Here is a 14,544-nt window from a genome sequence, read left to right on the forward strand (position 1 = left end):
TGACGTATGCAATATCCGGATAATCTTGAAACCAAGATTAATTTCGATAAAATAAAAGAATGGATCAGGGAGGAGTGTAGCAGTGCACTGGGAACAGCAATGGTGGAGAAGGTGGCCTTTTCCCATGATATAAATCTGCTAAACAAGCTGTTGGACCAAACGGAAGAATTTCGCCAGATATTGATCTCCGGTGATCTTTTTCCTTCATCCAACTATTTGAATATTTATCCCTATCTGGAAAAGGCGAAAATAGAAGGCACATTTTTGTATGAGGATGACTTTCACGAGATCAAACTTTCGCTGATTACACTCAAAGAGTGTGTTGATTTTTTTAGCAAAAATGAAGAGGAATACCCCCAATTGTTCCAGTTGATCGGAATGGTGGCACTCGATAACAGTCTGTTGCGGGCCATTGAGCGCGTGTTGAACGATAAAGGCAAAATCAAGGACAATGCAACGCGGGAACTTGGCCTGATCCGTGGGCAGATCATTTATGAAGAAAACCGCCTAAGAAAGGTGCTGGATAGGATTTTTCGAGAGGCCAAAGCGAAAGGGCTGACACCGGATGACGCATCCATCACCATCCGTGGCGGACGAATGGTGATGCCTGTTTTGGCCGAAAATAAACGAAAAATCAAAGGCTTTGTCCATGATGAATCGGCTACGGGACAGACGGTTTTTCTGGAACCCGCTGAGGTATTGGATATCAATAATGAGCTGAAGGAACTAGAGTACATGGAGCGCAGGGAGGTGCAGAAAATTTTGATGCAGCTCACAGATACCTTGAGGCCCTTTATTCCGGAGTTGAAAAGTGCCTATAAATTTCTGGGTATGGTGGATTTTATCCGTGCCAAGGCACGGCTGGCCCTGAAGATGGATGCCAGCAAACCCACTCTTCAGAAAGAGAAGATCATCGAATGGTACAATGCCCGCCATCCTGTGCTGCAGCATGCGTTGAAGCAGCAAAATAGGCCGATTGTTCCGCTAAATATTCATTTGGACCATAATAGTCGCTTACTGGTGATCTCTGGGCCCAATGCCGGCGGAAAATCTGTTACGCTAAAAACCGTTTCACTGGTTCAGTACATGCTTCAGTGTGGTCTGCTGGTGCCGATGGATCCACATTCAAAATGTTCTGTTTTTCATCATTTCTTTATTGATATCGGGGATGAGCAGAATATCGAAAATGACCTGAGCACGTACAGCTCCCATTTGATGAGCATGAAGTATTTTACGCAGTTTGCGGATAAGAAAACCATTTTTTTTATCGATGAGTTTGGTACGGGAACTGAGCCGCAGTTTGGGGGCGCGATAGCAGAGTCAATTTTGTTGGCACTGAACAAATCCGGTGCCTACGGGGTCGTGACCACTCATTATGGTAATTTGAAGCAGATTGCAGCCAAAAACCAAGGCATGACCAATGGTGCGATGCGCTTTGATATCGAAAAATTGGAGCCACTTTACCAGCTGGATATAGGCAAACCAGGGAGTTCTTTTGCACTGGAAATCGCCACTAAGATCGGGATTCAAAAGGATATCATCGGCTATGCCAAGGCACAGATCGGTGATGAGCGGGTTCGGTACGATAAACTCCTCAATAAGCTGGAATCCGATAAGAACAAATACGAGCAATTGATCCTGGAAGCGCAGCGTAAAGAGAGGCTTTTGACGCAGCGGCTCAAAGAGTATAATGAGCTAAAGGAAACCGTCGATAGCAATAAGAAGCAATTGATCCATCAAGCCAAGCTGGAAGCAAAAGGGATCTTGGACGGAGCCAACCAAAAGATAGAGGAGACCATTCGATCTATAAAGGAAAATAAAGCTGATAAAGAAGTGACCAAGAAGCTTCGGCAGGATTTGGAACGTCATAAGGACAAGGTAAAACCAGATAAGACCTTTAAGCCCAAGAAAGGCTCAGAGGAAATAAAAGTGGTAAGTGGAATTATAGCGGTAGGGGACTATGTTCGGTTAAAGGATAATGGGGCCGTGGCTGAAGTTTTGGCTATCCGAAATAAGGATGTAGAGATCAGTATCGGTGATCTGAAATCCAATGTCAAGCTCAACAGGCTGGAAAAAGTATCCAAAACTGCCATGAAGAAGGAAAAGAAAACCATCGCAGCAAGATCTACTTTCGATACTACCTCTAAGATGCGAGACTTTTCCCCAAATTTGGACCTAAGGGGTAGAAGAGGAGAGGAAATTTTACCGATAGTCCAGAATTTTGTGGATGAGGGATATATGCTTGGGGTAAAAGACTTGCGGATTGTTCATGGCAAAGGGGATGGAATCCTGAGGGAGATTACCCGTAATTTGCTTCGGTCCATGCCTTCTGTGGGCAAATATGAAGACGAACATGCTGATCGTGGCGGATCTGGGGTCACATTGGTTACCTTGAAGTAAGCAATGTGACTTGTCTATGATTTCAGTTTACTTTTACTGGGGGATTTTATAGGCCTGTCTGGCCAATAGTTTCCAGGATTCACCATTATTGCGCCAAATCATCAGTACCCCTATCCTGACATGTCCAGGAATTCCATTATCGTTGGTTTCGGCAACCAAGATATGCCTGGCGATGCCGATATCATCGACAACATCATAAGATTGCTCATTTAGGTTGATGGTCACAAAATCTGACGTTCCGGTCATTAATGAAGAAATGAAGGTGCTCTGGTCTTCTTGGCGTCCACTGGAATGGCCATAAGACAGTTTTTTGTGCGTCATTGTCTTTAGCTGCGCTTCATCTGGATGGATCATCAGACGGGTGAGGTCCTGAACTGCGTTTACCAGTTTGATGCTGTTTTGGGACTGTGCAAAGCTACCAAGGGTGATGCCACAAAGGAAGAAGGTGAAGAGTATCCATTTTGTCATAAGGCAACCTATTTTTTCTCAAGCATAAATACGTAATCACCGGCCAAGGCGCTTACCCTACCATTTGATGGAGTGGGAACATTAAACTCCAGTCGTAACATATTGCCCTGCCCGGAAAAAGCAATTTCTTGTCCTGCAGCAGGTTGAACCCCGCTAAGGGATATTTTGTCAAAGTTGGTGCCTTCAAAGGACCAGCTGCCACTTTCGTCAAACAGTAGATTGCTGTTCGAAGAAGTATAGGCTTTGTTACTCCCTGATGAAGAAAATATGATCTCGAAATCTGCAAAGTCAGCCGTTTCATCTTGTCCTTTATGGGTGACAAAACCCTCATTACCGATTACCCAAGCCTGCACTCCTTCTCCGGTTAATTCTTCAAGGGCGATTTGTTCTTTGGATTTGGATGGGGTAGGCTCGTCATCCCCGCCGCAAGAAAAAAATGTCATCAAGGCGATAAGGGAACATAAAGCGTAAATTCGTGGTGTCATATAGCGTGTTTTTTCCGAGTAGTATGAATATGGCTAAATATAATCAGATTCATCAAAAGTTATCGTGACTTTTTTATCTTGTGATCTTCTATGGAGAGGTGTTCGGTGCAGAATTCGTATTCCCCAGGATCATTGGAAGCCACAAAAATGGTGCGATCCTGTCCATATGCATGTACCAGTTCTTGGTACCATTCACTCCCCCTGCGATCGAGGTTTGAAGTAGGCTCATCCAGCAGCAACAGCGAAGTGTTCGAAAAAAAGCAAAGGCCTAATTTTAGGCGTTGTTTCATGCCTGAGGAGAAATGCGAGACTTGCTTATTGATCGCGTCCTCTAAGTACATGACCTTAATCATCTCTTTCAGCTGGATACCTTGGTAAGGTGTTTTGAAATTGAAATGGAAGCCTAGGAGTTCTAGCAATGTGAATTCTTCCGGCAGTTCCATATAGGGAGCGGAAATGGACAAGTGCCTGTAAACTTCGTTGTCGGATATGCTCCGTTGTTCGAGCGAATATTCGGTCTCGCCTTCGGTAAAAGGATTGATTCCGGCAAGACATTTTAGAAAAGTGGACTTGCCGGAACCATTGCTGCCCGTAATGGCGATTTTATCGGTTGGTTTTGCATGCAAGTCAAGGTGTCTAAAAATCCAGTCATACTGGAATCGTTTTGCTGCATTGGTTAACCTTATTTCGAGCATTTATTAATTTATATAACCTTTCATCACGCCTCTTTCGGAAGACCTGATGAAGTTCACGATCTCATCCCTTTCTTTCGTTGCGGGAAGGTTGACTTCTATTTCTTCAAGTGCCCGGCTGTTATTGAGACTGTTCAGGAACAGATAGCGATAGACTTCCTGGATATGACTGATGGACTCACTGCTAAAGCCTCTTCTGCGCAATCCAAGGGAATTTACCCCTGCATAACTTAAAGGTTCCCGAGCGGCTTTGGTAAATGGTGGTACATCCTTTCTGACCAACGATCCGCCGGAGACCATTGCATGCATACCGACTTTTACAAACTGATGGATGGCGCTACTTCCACCAATGATCGCCCAATCATCAATAGCCACATGCCCTGCGACCTGCACCGCATTGGCGATGATGACATTGTCACCAACAATACAGTCATGGGCAATGTGTACGTAGGCCATCAGGAGGCAGTTGCTGCCGACCTTGGTGATTCTTTTGTCGATGGTGCCACGGCTAATCGTTACACACTCCCTAATGGTAGTGTTGTCCCCAATTTCTACCGTAGAAGTTTCTCCTTGGAATTTAAGGTCCTGGGGTACCCCTGCGATGACTGCCCCAGGGAAAATTTTGCAATTTTCACCAATTTTAGTCCCAGGGTAGATGGTTACATTTGATCCTATCCAGGTTCCTTTTCCTATTTCTACGTTTTCATGAATGACCGAAAAAGGATCGATGGTTACATCTTCACCGATTTGGGTTTTATCATGTATTTGTGATAGCTTACTTATCATGCTTCTTTTCTTACTATACTGGCAGTCATAACGGCTTCGCAAACCAATGTGTTGCCCACATAGGCTTCACCTTTCATTTTGGCAATCCCTCTTCTGATAGGGGACAGTAACTCACATTTAAAAACCAACGTGTCACCCGGCAGGACCATTTTTCTGAATTTACAACTTTCGATGCCTAAGAAATAGGTCCAATAGTTTTCAGGATCATCCACGGTACTGAGCACAAGAATTCCGCCAGTTTGAGCCATGGCTTCTACTTGTAATACTCCTGGCATTACTGGATTGTTTGGAAAATGCCCCATAAAAAACGGCTCATTGATCGTGACGTTCTTTACTCCTGCCACAACCGTTTCGTCAAGATAAATGATTTTATCCAATAACTGAAAAGGATAGCGGTGTGGAAGGATGTTCCCTATTTGATTAATGTCGAGGACAGGAGGTAGTTTAGGGTCATAGTGAGGGATATGACTGGGACCCACTTTTTCCATTGCCCGCTTCAGTTTTTTGGCAAAGGCTACATTAGCGGCATGGCCCGGACGAGCGGCGAGGATTTGGCCTTTAAGCGGACGGCCCACCAAGGCGAGATCGCCAACGACGTCCAGCAGCTTATGCCGGGCTGGTTCGTTTTTGTAGCGAAGTTCTACGTTGTTTAGGATGCCTTCCTTGCGAACCTCTACTTTTGGCTTGTTGAACATCTGAGCCAGTCCTTCCAATTCCTCGTCCGTAACGACCCTGTCCACCACAACGATCGCATTGTTCAGGTCGCCGCCCTGAATGAGGTTTTGTTTATAGAGCATCTCCAGTTCATGCAAAAAGCAGAAAGTCCTACAAGAAGCGATTTCTGCCTTGAACTGGCTAATGTCGGTAATAGAAGCGTGTTGGCTGCCCAGGACCGGAGAGTTATAATCCACCATGACGGTGACCCTATAATCATCCAGTGGTAACGCGGCCATTTCTACTTCTCTCGAGGAATCCCTGTAATGGATGCTCTCTGGGACTTCAAAGAAGCGACGAAGGGCGTTTTGCTCTTTCAACCCCGCTTCTTCGAGGATATTGATGAATTGGATAGAGCTACCGTCCATGATTGGAGGCTCGGGTCCATCCAACTGGATAAGCACATTGTCTATTTCTAATCCCACCAGGGCTGCCAGTACGTGCTCGACCGTATTGACGCGTGCGCCACTTTGCTCGATAGTTGTCCCTCTGGATACATCCACTACGTTATCGACATCAGCATCCACAATGGGCGCTCCCTCCATATCTATACGTTGAAACTTATAGCCATGGTTTGGCGGAGCAGGTAGAAAGGTCATGTTGGCATCCACTCCAGTGTGTAGCCCTACACCGGAAATGGTTACCTGCTTTCCTATAGTATGTTGTTTGACTTTCATTAAAGATGATTTTTGGGCATCATTTATTTTGCCACAAATTTATTGTTTTTTTTCCAGTTCTTTCACTCTGTCCTGAAGAGATGGCAGTTTTTTGAAAATTGAATAGGACTTGAGGAATTCTTTCATCTCATACCCCATATACCCAAAAATGGTTTTTCCGGATTGAAGAATGGATTTAGTAATGCCCGTTTTTGCTCCAATAGTGGTGTTGTCGGCGATTTTGAGGTGTCCAATGATGCCCACCTGTCCTGCGATCACGCAGTTTTTTCCGATTTCGGTAGATCCTGAAATGCCCGATTGGGCAGCAATGACGGTGTGTTCTCCTATGATCACATTATGGGCAATTTGTACTAAGTTGTCTATTTTTACCCCTTTCTTGATAATGGTAGAGCCCATGGTAGCGCAGTCGATGGTGCTGTTTGCTCCTACGCTGACATTGTCTTCCAGTATGACATTACCAAGCTGAGGGATGTTTTTATAGCTTTTGTCCTCTTGTGGGGCAAAACCAAAACCATCAGCTCCAATAACGGCATTTGGATGGATTTCACAATCATTGCCAACGTCGGTGTCGTTGTATATTTTGGCACCTGAATGGATGATGCAGCGATCGCCGATTTTTACATTGTCTCCGATGTAGGCTTGAGCATGGATGATGACCTGTTTGCCTATCTGACAGTTTTTACCAATATGGCTAAAAACTCCACGGTAACCTCCTTCATCCATTTTGGAGGATTTGTCGATGTAGGAGGGCTCATCCACTCCTGTCTTACTATGTTTGGTGAGCTGCGCATAAGCTTCCAAAAGCTGGGTAAAACCGGAATAGGGATCCTTTACCTTGATGAGTGAAGTGTTGAGTGGCTTTGATGGTGAAAAATCCTCCGCTACAATAACCGCAGATGCCTCCGTGCTGTAGATGTGAGGCTCATATTTCATGTTGGACAAGAAACTGATTCCTCCTGCTTTACCATCTTGGATTTTGTCAAGACGGTTGACTTTTTGGGAACCGTCACCCACTACTGTACCGTTTAAAAGCGCTGCAATCTGACTGACAGTAAATTCCATGAGTTTAAAATTATATTACCGCAAAGTTAAATTTTTAGCGCGACAAGCATAGTACTTTTTCACAATTTTGCTCATCGCTTTGATGTTAGGGAGGTCTGCTGCTTGGGCCACATCGATTACCTCACCTTTTTTGGTGAGGATCATGACTTTTTCTTTGGCCACATAGGCATTATTGGAAATAAATCCAGAGGAGACGAAATAATGAAGCTCTTCATCGGATATTTTCAGGCCTTTGGCGACTTCCTTTTTCATAAGGGAGAGTTCCTTTTCCTCGATTGGGGTATTGCTCAGCTTGATTTTAAACAGGTTTCTGGTCAAAAACATCTTTGAGATACTCCTCAGGACAACGTCATCATGGTTTTTCCAGTATTTTATGGCTCCCCAAATATCAAAATCATCCATGTCAGCAAAAGTTTCCAGCAAATCCGAGGATTGCTGAAAGTCCCTTAAGGTGAAATTATTTTGTAGCAAATGCCTGAAAGCGTGTGAACCCTCTACATTTACGCCTGATTGTTGGAGGTCTTTGGCCCTGGTAATGAGGTTGATGAGCATTTTTTCTGCACTTACCGTGGTTTTATGCAGGTACACTTGCCAATACATCAGGCGCCTTGCACTGAGGAAATTCTCTATGCTGTACAAGCCTTTCTCTTCTACTACGATCTGATCATCCTTGATGTTCATCATCTTGATGATCCTGTCAGCACCGATTGTTCCTTCAGAGACACCGGTAAAAAAGCAATCCCGCTGAAGGTAATCCAAGCGGTCAATGTCCAATTGGCTGGAAACCAATTGATAAAAGAATTTTCGTTCATATTTATTCTTAAAAATTCTTAAAGCAAGATCCAATTGGCCGTTTAATTGGTTATTTAAAGACTCCATGAGCAACAGCGATAGGGACTCATGGGGAATCCCTTTGAGCAAGGTGTATTCAAGCGCATGGGAAAAGGGACCGTGGCCAATATCATGGAGCAAAATGGCAATCAATGAAGCTTCGTATTCCCGGTCACTTATTTCATGTCCTTTGTTGCGGAGGTTGTCCAAGGTGATGCTCATGAGGTGCATGGCACCAATGGCGTGGTGAAAACGTGTATGCAGCGCACCGGGATAAACCAAATCGGTCAAACCAAGTTGTTTGATCCTCCGTAACCTTTGGAAAAAAGGATGGTCGATAATGGTGAAAATCAACTCACTGGGGATGGTGATAAAACCGTAAACAGGATCGTTAAGTATTTTATGGCTTTTCAATTGCCTAAGAATTAGTTGATAGAAATCAAAAGTAATTATAAATTTAAAAGATTTAAACCGGATAAGATGCAAAAATTTAAAATACTCTGGGCAGATGATGAGATTGATCTGTTGAAACCTCACATCATGTTTTTGGAGCAAAAAGGATATGAAATCACCACGGTAAACAGTGGTGTGGACGCCATTGATATGGTAGAAAAAACCAATTTCGATGTGATTTTTTTGGATGAAATGATGCCTGGGATGACTGGATTGGAAACATTGCAGCAGGTGAAGATCCTCAAACCGCAGACGCCCGTGGTCATGATCACCAAAAGTGAGGAAGAGCATATCATGGATGATGCCATCGGTGGTAAAATCGCCGATTACCTCATCAAGCCGATCAATCCCAACCAGATTTTGCTTTCGGTTAAGAAGATCCTGCAGAATAAGCAATTGATAAGTGAAAAGACCAATCTATCTTACCAGCAGGATTTCTCCAAGATAAGCATGGCGTATAATGACGCCATCGACCATAAGGAATGGGCCGATATCTACAAGAGGTTGACCTATTGGGAGCTAGAGATCGACAAAACCGAAAACAAAAGCATGCAAGAGGTGCTCGACACGCAAAAAACAGAAGCCAATGCTAATTTTGCGCGATTCGTAAAGGACAATTACCTGGATTGGCTGAATGATGGAGATGCCGACAAGCCGATTTTGTCCCATCGGGTGATGAAGGAGAAAGTCTTTCCCCAATTGAAAGAATCCGACAAGCCCTTGTTTTTTGTGGTGATCGATAACTTGCGTCTCGATCAATGGGAGATCATTGAGCCGGCCTTAAGTGATTATTTTAATATCAAATCAGAAGATACCTATTATAGTATCTTGCCCACTACTACCGCATACGCTCGGAATGCGCTGTTCAGTGGAATGATGCCATTGGACATGGCCCGCTTCCACCCGGATTTATGGGAAAATGAAGATACCGATGAAAGTAAGAATAGCCATGAAGCAGATTTCTTGGCTGTTAATTTAAAGAAAAACCGTCTTCAGAGTAAATTCAGCTATCACAAAATCCTCCAAGCAAATCAGGGGAAATCAGTGCTGGAACAATTTCCCAATCTGATGAACAATGACCTCAATGTACTGGTGTACAATTTTGTGGACATGATGTCCCATGCCAGGACAGATATGAAAATGATCAGGGAACTGGCGCCAGATGAATCGGCATACCGGTCTATTACCGAAAGTTGGTTTTTGCATAGTTCGCTGTTTGAGCTGTTTAAGAAGGTAAGTGAGGCTGGATGTGAAGTGATCGTGACGACAGATCATGGGACGAAGAAGGTGAATCGTCCGTACAAAATCATTGGGGACAGAAAGGTGACCACTAACCTCAGGTACAAGCAAGGTAAAAATTTGAATTTCGAATCTGGAAAAGTTTTTGAAATAGGAAAACCGGAAGACATCAAGCTTCCTAGATTTAATGTTTCCACAAGTTATGTTTTTGCAGTTGAAGATTATTTCTTTGCATATCCGAACAATTACAACTATTATGTAAATTACTACAGGGATACTTTTCAACATGGAGGGGTTTCTTTGGAAGAAATGATTGTTCCGATCATGCATTTATCACCTAAAATGAAGTAATAAAAGGAGGTTGAAAACAATCAAGTGTAGAGATATTATGGACTTGCCCAAAGCGGCAAAGGAGGTGGTGGCCGTTTGTAAGGACTTGCCGGTTTGGATCTTTCAGGGAGAGATGGGGGCAGGGAAGACTACATTGATCAAGGCCATCGCTAAAGAATTTGGAGTGGGAGATATCGTAAGTAGCCCTTCCTTTTCTATCGTAAATGAATATCAAAATGATAGGGGAGAGACCTTTTATCATTTTGATTTCTATCGGATAAAAGAACAAGAAGAGGTGTTGGAAATCGGAGTGGATGAATATATTTATAGCGGCAATTACTGTTGGCTTGAATGGGCAGAAAATATCCCGGATTATTTACCGGAGGAATTTTACCTAATCAGAATATCAGTAAGCGAAAACGATGGTAGGGAGATGAGCATAAAAAAGTTTTAAGATGGGGGCTAAAATGGCTGAGATAAGTAAAGAGAGTGGGATCTACCCGCAGGAGTCCTTGGCAAAGACAAGAACTTCGGACCATTCGATTTTGATAGGAGTTCCCAAAGAAGCGGAATTGCAAGAAAAGAGAGTGGTGCTGACACCGGAAGCGGTGGCTTTGTTGGTCAACAATAACCAGCGGGTGATGGTGGAGTCCGGAGCCGGAAAGCCCTCAAAGTTCTCAGATAAGGCTTATTCAGATGCCGGAGCCAAAGTAGTCTATTCCTCCAAAGAGGCCTTTGAAGCGGAGGTAGTGCTAAAAGTGGAGCCGCCCACAGAAGAACAGATCAGTTATATGAAGCCGGGTAGCTGCCTCATTTCCGCACTCCAGTTGGGAAAACAAAATGCGGATTATATCCATGCTCTTAATAGAAAAAAGATAACAGCGGTATCATTCGAGCACCTCGAGGATAAAGTGGGAGGGATGCCAGTGGTACGTGCCATGAGTGAGATCGCTGGCAGCTCGGTGATGCTCATCGCTGCTGAGTACCTTAGCAGTGCAAAAAAAGGCGGGAAAGGACTGATCTTGGGCGGAATTACCGGTGTTCCTCCTACCAATGTGGTCATCATTGGGGCGGGAACAGTAGCCGAATATGCTGCCAGGACCGGTCTTGGACTTGGGGCCAATATAAAGATTTTTGATAATCACCTCTACAAGCTTAGGAGAATAAAGCAATTATTGGGACAGCAGGTCTATACCTCTACCATCGATAATTATACATTGGGCCAGGCCTTAAAAAAGGCAGATGTAGTCATAGGAGCACTTAGGGGCGAAAAAGGCCGTGCTAAGGTAGTGGTATCAGAAGAAATGGTGGCGGAAATGATGCCCGGAAGTGTAGTGATCGATGTGAGTATTGACCAAGGAGGCTGTGTAGAGACATCCCGGATGACTACTCATAACGATCCCGTTTATAGCATGTATGATATCATTCATTATTGTGTGCCAAACATCGCTTCACGAGTCTCAGGAACGGCTTCTATGTCGCTGAGTAACATTTTCACACCTATTTTACTGCAGATGGCGGACTTAGGTGGAGCTGAGGAAATGGTTTTCAATTATAAGTGGTTTATGAAAGGCGTATATACCTATCGTGGAAGCCTTACCAATGCCCACTTGGCGAGAAAGTTTCAGATGACCCATAAGGAATTGCAACTGCTGCTGGCAGCCAGGTATTAGGATATTCAATTTTTCTAGGCCGAGGGATCCATCTTCACGGGAATTGTTAACTCCCTTTGTCAAGCATTCCTTTTTTGGATTTCTACTTGATCCAGTAATAATAGCTTTTCCACAAAATCAAAAGGGTGCCCGTTTTTCAACTAAACTGGATGATCGGGGTGGTTTCTTTAGCCAGTTTGATGTGTTTTTTACTTGTATTGAGTTTTCCTGTTTTTCACTTTGGGAAGATTAGGATAAGAGTTTCTGTCTTAATAAAAATTCAAGTTGTTCATTTGCCTTGAGGAGATCATCCGTTAGTTTCTTGTTTTCCTTTCTTAACGAATAGACTTCATAAGCATTTTTGATGACAGTTTTGATGTATTCCTCTTCCCAAGGTTTGGTCAGGTAGTGGTAAACTTGCCCTTTATTAATGGCATCGATGACCGCTTGGATATCAGTGTAGCCTGTCAGAAGTATGCGTATGGGTTCAGGATGCTTGTCTATGATAGACTCCAGAAATTCTACGCCAGTCTCTTCTGGCATGCGCTGGTCAGTAATGATGATGTCAATTTCATTTTCGGCCAGGATCTCACGGCCCTTGACAGCAGATTCTGCCAAGTGAATTTTGAACTCTCTCCTGAAGGTAGCTTTAAATGCCTGGAGATTGTTCGATTCATCATCCACATAAAGGATCCGGATCTTATCTTTAGCTTCTTCACTCATTGGGAATTCTATTTAGGGCGTTACTCTTGTAGGGGCATGAGTGGTTTAGGGTGATTGAATGTTTCAATTTCTTGTTGAAATATAGTACAAATATAGACGTAATTTACTTATTCAAACTCTTTTTTGATAATTCTATTTTAACGAATTATGGCGGTCTTCTGTAAAAAATGCAATTTTTTATTTATTTCTGCGATCAATAATATAACTTTACTTGCTTTAATTACCTAATGAACCACCAACAAGTTAAATGATTTTACAGGACAATGAAGAGCTTGATTTTAATTATCAAGCGTTAATTATTCCCGCGGATGCTCAAGGAGCTCAAAGGGAGGCCTTGGGACGTTTGTTGGAAGACGAGACAATTGAGAAAATTGATCAGCTGGATATCCAAGTGTCCGAACTGATCAAAATAGAACATCCTGCCCGGAAGTTTGATGAGGAAGAATTGCTAGATAAAATGGAAGCTTTTTTCAATGAGCACCCACGGGACAAATATGGAAATTGGGTTTATTTTCATTGGAGAAGGCAATTAATTCGTATTTTAGCTAAAGAAGATTTTGTAAACCTCCGGACATCCAGAAACCGGTACAAAATCAAGGATGAAGAACAGCAGCGTCTTTATACTAAAAAGATTGGTGTAATAGGTCTATCTGTTGGGCAAAGTGTAGCCTTGAGCTTGGCGATGGAGAGGTCTTTTGGAGAGTTGCGTATTGCAGATTTTGATACGCTCGAACTCAGCAATATGAACAGGATACGCACCGGCCTGTATAGTCTGGGGATGAAAAAGGTATGGGTAGTGGCCAGGGAAATCGCAGAAATAGATCCATTTCTCAAAGTGACCATTTATGATGAAGGAATCACGGAAGGGAATATTAAAGATTTTTTTGAAAGGGACGGGGGGATTGACCTGTTGGTGGAGGAGTGTGATAGCCTGCCGATAAAGATAAAGAGCAGATTGATGGCTAAATCAATGGGGATTCCTGTTGTTATGGATACTAGTGACAGGGGTATGATGGATATCGAACGTTTTGATATAGAGTCTGAACGACCTATTTTTCATGGCTATCTGGAGAAATTTGGTGATGAAAAAGAATTGCTTGATATATTAGCGGATAATTATAGGGAAATGTTATTGGCGATTTTGCATTTTGAGCAATTATCTGAAAGATTAAAATATAGTATGAGCGAAATTGGCAAAACTATTACTACGTGGCCCCAATTGGCTTCTTCCGTAATCATGGGAGGAGCGATGGGAGCACATTATGCTAGAATGATACTTCTTGGTCAGGATGTTCCTTCAAACCGGTTTTATGTAGATTTAGACGCCATAAATTAGTCGATAGAAATGAGGGTAAGGATACGGGCAGTCAGATCTATATGCGATACTACTACTACTAATAAATATATTGATGGACATTTTTCGGTGCTGGAGTCATATGGTGTGACCAAAGTCACCTCGGCAGACCGATCATGGGCCGAAAACCCAAATGTTTACCTATTGGTAGTAGAGTCAGAGGATGGCTCCAAGGTGTATGGTGGAGGTAGGGTACAGATAAAGAGTGGGAACTATAACCTTCCCTTAGAGCCTGCTATTATCGAAAAAGACACTCGTATCGTGGAATATATGGCTCAGTATGAGGATTTGGAAGTGGCTGAGCTATGTGGTGTGTGGAATTCGAAAGAGGTCGCAGGCTATGGGATTGGAAGCATTTTTTTGATAAGGGCTGGTGTGGCTGTGGCCTCATTGCTCAATCTGAAATGCCTAATGGGATTTTGTTCTCCATTTACCTTACAAAATTGCCAAAAACTGGGGTTTGGAATCATAGAAGGCTTAGGTGACAGTGGTACCTTCTTGTATCCAAAAGAGGGGTTGATTGCTACCATCTTGGATATAAAAAACCTGAAGGACTTGCCCAATGCTAAAGAGGAAGAAAAAGAAAAGATTTTTTATTTAAAAAATAATCCCGTTCATGCTTCCGAAGAAACAAGTCCTAAAGGAGACTTTACAATATTATATGATTTGGAGACTTGA

The 14,544-nt window shown here is 43.2% G+C and carries 14 protein-coding genes; 6 read left to right on the forward strand and 8 right to left on the reverse strand.

What is annotated here, in order from left to right:
* Positions 1 to 6: 6 nt before the first annotated feature.
* A complete protein-coding gene (locus FDP09_RS10220; RefSeq protein ID WP_137402574.1) occupies positions 7 to 2,400 on the forward strand; it encodes an endonuclease MutS2 in 2,394 nt (797 codons plus the stop codon).
* A gap of 33 nt (positions 2,401 to 2,433) precedes the next feature.
* Here the strand turns inward: FDP09_RS10220 and FDP09_RS10225 are convergent, their stop codons facing one another.
* From FDP09_RS10225 to FDP09_RS10255, 7 genes are read right to left on the reverse strand one after another with little or no spacing between them, the layout of a single operon-like run.
* The gene (locus FDP09_RS10225; RefSeq protein ID WP_137402575.1) at positions 2,434 to 2,868 is read right to left on the reverse strand and encodes a nuclear transport factor 2 family protein; all 435 of its coding nucleotides are present in this window, start codon (positions 2,866 to 2,868) and stop codon (positions 2,434 to 2,436) included.
* An 8-nt stretch (positions 2,869 to 2,876) separates the two neighbouring features.
* Positions 2,877 to 3,353: a hypothetical protein gene (locus tag FDP09_RS10230; protein ID WP_137402576.1), complete on the reverse strand. Its 477-nt coding sequence runs from the start codon at positions 3,351 to 3,353 to the stop codon at positions 2,877 to 2,879.
* A 59-nt stretch (positions 3,354 to 3,412) separates the two neighbouring features.
* Positions 3,413 to 4,048, reverse strand: coding sequence for an ABC transporter ATP-binding protein (locus FDP09_RS10235; protein ID WP_137402577.1), 636 nt, complete (start codon positions 4,046 to 4,048; stop codon positions 3,413 to 3,415).
* 3 nt (positions 4,049 to 4,051) lie between these two features.
* Positions 4,052 to 4,831, reverse strand: a complete 780-nt coding sequence (gene lpxA, locus FDP09_RS10240; protein WP_137402578.1) for an acyl-ACP--UDP-N-acetylglucosamine O-acyltransferase — start codon at positions 4,829 to 4,831, stop codon at positions 4,052 to 4,054.
* Positions 4,828 to 6,222: a bifunctional UDP-3-O-[3-hydroxymyristoyl] N-acetylglucosamine deacetylase/3-hydroxyacyl-ACP dehydratase gene (locus FDP09_RS10245; protein ID WP_137402579.1), complete on the reverse strand. Its 1,395-nt coding sequence runs from the start codon at positions 6,220 to 6,222 to the stop codon at positions 4,828 to 4,830. Before FDP09_RS10245 ends, lpxA begins: the two co-directional genes overlap by 4 nt.
* Positions 6,223 to 6,261: 39 nt before the next feature.
* The gene (gene lpxD, locus FDP09_RS10250; RefSeq protein WP_137402580.1) at positions 6,262 to 7,284 is read right to left on the reverse strand and encodes a UDP-3-O-(3-hydroxymyristoyl)glucosamine N-acyltransferase; all 1,023 of its coding nucleotides are present in this window, start codon (positions 7,282 to 7,284) and stop codon (positions 6,262 to 6,264) included.
* 15 nt (positions 7,285 to 7,299) lie between these two features.
* Positions 7,300 to 8,529 (reverse strand): HD domain-containing protein, encoded by a 1,230-nt coding sequence (locus FDP09_RS10255; RefSeq protein ID WP_137402581.1) that lies wholly within the window; start codon positions 8,527 to 8,529, stop codon positions 7,300 to 7,302.
* Positions 8,530 to 8,595: 66 nt separating this feature from the next.
* Between FDP09_RS10255 and porX the strand changes: the two genes are divergently transcribed.
* From porX to FDP09_RS10270, 3 genes are read left to right on the forward strand one after another with little or no spacing between them, the layout of a single operon-like run.
* The gene (gene porX, locus FDP09_RS10260; RefSeq protein WP_137402582.1) at positions 8,596 to 10,158 is read left to right on the forward strand and encodes a T9SS response regulator signal transducer PorX; all 1,563 of its coding nucleotides are present in this window, start codon (positions 8,596 to 8,598) and stop codon (positions 10,156 to 10,158) included.
* A gap of 10 nt (positions 10,159 to 10,168) precedes the next feature.
* The gene (tsaE, locus tag FDP09_RS10265; protein ID WP_137402583.1) at positions 10,169 to 10,591 is read left to right on the forward strand and encodes a tRNA (adenosine(37)-N6)-threonylcarbamoyltransferase complex ATPase subunit type 1 TsaE; all 423 of its coding nucleotides are present in this window, start codon (positions 10,169 to 10,171) and stop codon (positions 10,589 to 10,591) included.
* Between the two features lies 1 nt (position 10,592).
* Positions 10,593 to 11,810: an alanine dehydrogenase gene (locus FDP09_RS10270; RefSeq protein WP_137402584.1), complete on the forward strand. Its 1,218-nt coding sequence runs from the start codon at positions 10,593 to 10,595 to the stop codon at positions 11,808 to 11,810.
* A gap of 228 nt (positions 11,811 to 12,038) precedes the next feature.
* Here FDP09_RS10270 and FDP09_RS10275 read toward each other — a convergent pair whose 3' ends face one another.
* The gene (locus FDP09_RS10275; protein WP_137402585.1) at positions 12,039 to 12,512 is read right to left on the reverse strand and encodes a response regulator; all 474 of its coding nucleotides are present in this window, start codon (positions 12,510 to 12,512) and stop codon (positions 12,039 to 12,041) included.
* 247 nt (positions 12,513 to 12,759) lie between these two features.
* Between FDP09_RS10275 and FDP09_RS10280 the strand changes: the two genes are divergently transcribed.
* Together FDP09_RS10280 and FDP09_RS10285 are read left to right on the forward strand one after the other, a co-directional pair.
* Positions 12,760 to 13,848 carry a ThiF family adenylyltransferase gene (locus FDP09_RS10280; RefSeq protein ID WP_137402586.1) on the forward strand — a complete coding sequence of 363 codons (1,089 nt, stop codon included), beginning with the start codon at positions 12,760 to 12,762 and terminating at the stop codon, positions 13,846 to 13,848.
* 9 nt (positions 13,849 to 13,857) lie between these two features.
* Positions 13,858 to 14,544: a hypothetical protein gene (locus FDP09_RS10285; protein WP_137402587.1), complete on the forward strand. Its 687-nt coding sequence runs from the start codon at positions 13,858 to 13,860 to the stop codon at positions 14,542 to 14,544.

Origin of the sequence: Echinicola rosea (genome assembly GCF_005281475.1) — a bacterium.
Lineage (GTDB): Bacteria > Bacteroidota > Bacteroidia > Cytophagales > Cyclobacteriaceae > Echinicola > Echinicola rosea.

Bases quoted from the DNA above. Each gene is read 5' to 3' on its own strand.
- FDP09_RS10220 (WP_137402574.1), top strand. From the start codon at position 7: ATGCAATATCCGGATAATCTTGAAACCAAGATTAATTTCGATAAAATA.
- FDP09_RS10225 (WP_137402575.1), bottom strand. From the start codon at position 2,868: ATGACAAAATGGATACTCTTCACCTTCTTCCTTTGTGGCATCACCCTT.
- FDP09_RS10230 (WP_137402576.1), bottom strand. From the start codon at position 3,353: ATGACACCACGAATTTACGCTTTATGTTCCCTTATCGCCTTGATGACA.
- FDP09_RS10235 (WP_137402577.1), bottom strand. From the start codon at position 4,048: ATGCTCGAAATAAGGTTAACCAATGCAGCAAAACGATTCCAGTATGAC.
- lpxA (WP_137402578.1), bottom strand. From the start codon at position 4,831: ATGATAAGTAAGCTATCACAAATACATGATAAAACCCAAATCGGTGAA.
- FDP09_RS10245 (WP_137402579.1), bottom strand. From the start codon at position 6,222: ATGAAAGTCAAACAACATACTATAGGAAAGCAGGTAACCATTTCCGGT.
- lpxD (WP_137402580.1), bottom strand. From the start codon at position 7,284: ATGGAATTTACTGTCAGTCAGATTGCAGCGCTTTTAAACGGTACAGTA.
- porX (WP_137402582.1), top strand. From the start codon at position 8,596: ATGCAAAAATTTAAAATACTCTGGGCAGATGATGAGATTGATCTGTTG.
- FDP09_RS10270 (WP_137402584.1), top strand. From the start codon at position 10,593: ATGGGGGCTAAAATGGCTGAGATAAGTAAAGAGAGTGGGATCTACCCG.
- FDP09_RS10275 (WP_137402585.1), bottom strand. From the start codon at position 12,512: ATGAGTGAAGAAGCTAAAGATAAGATCCGGATCCTTTATGTGGATGAT.
- FDP09_RS10280 (WP_137402586.1), top strand. From the start codon at position 12,760: ATGATTTTACAGGACAATGAAGAGCTTGATTTTAATTATCAAGCGTTA.
- FDP09_RS10285 (WP_137402587.1), top strand. From the start codon at position 13,858: ATGAGGGTAAGGATACGGGCAGTCAGATCTATATGCGATACTACTACT.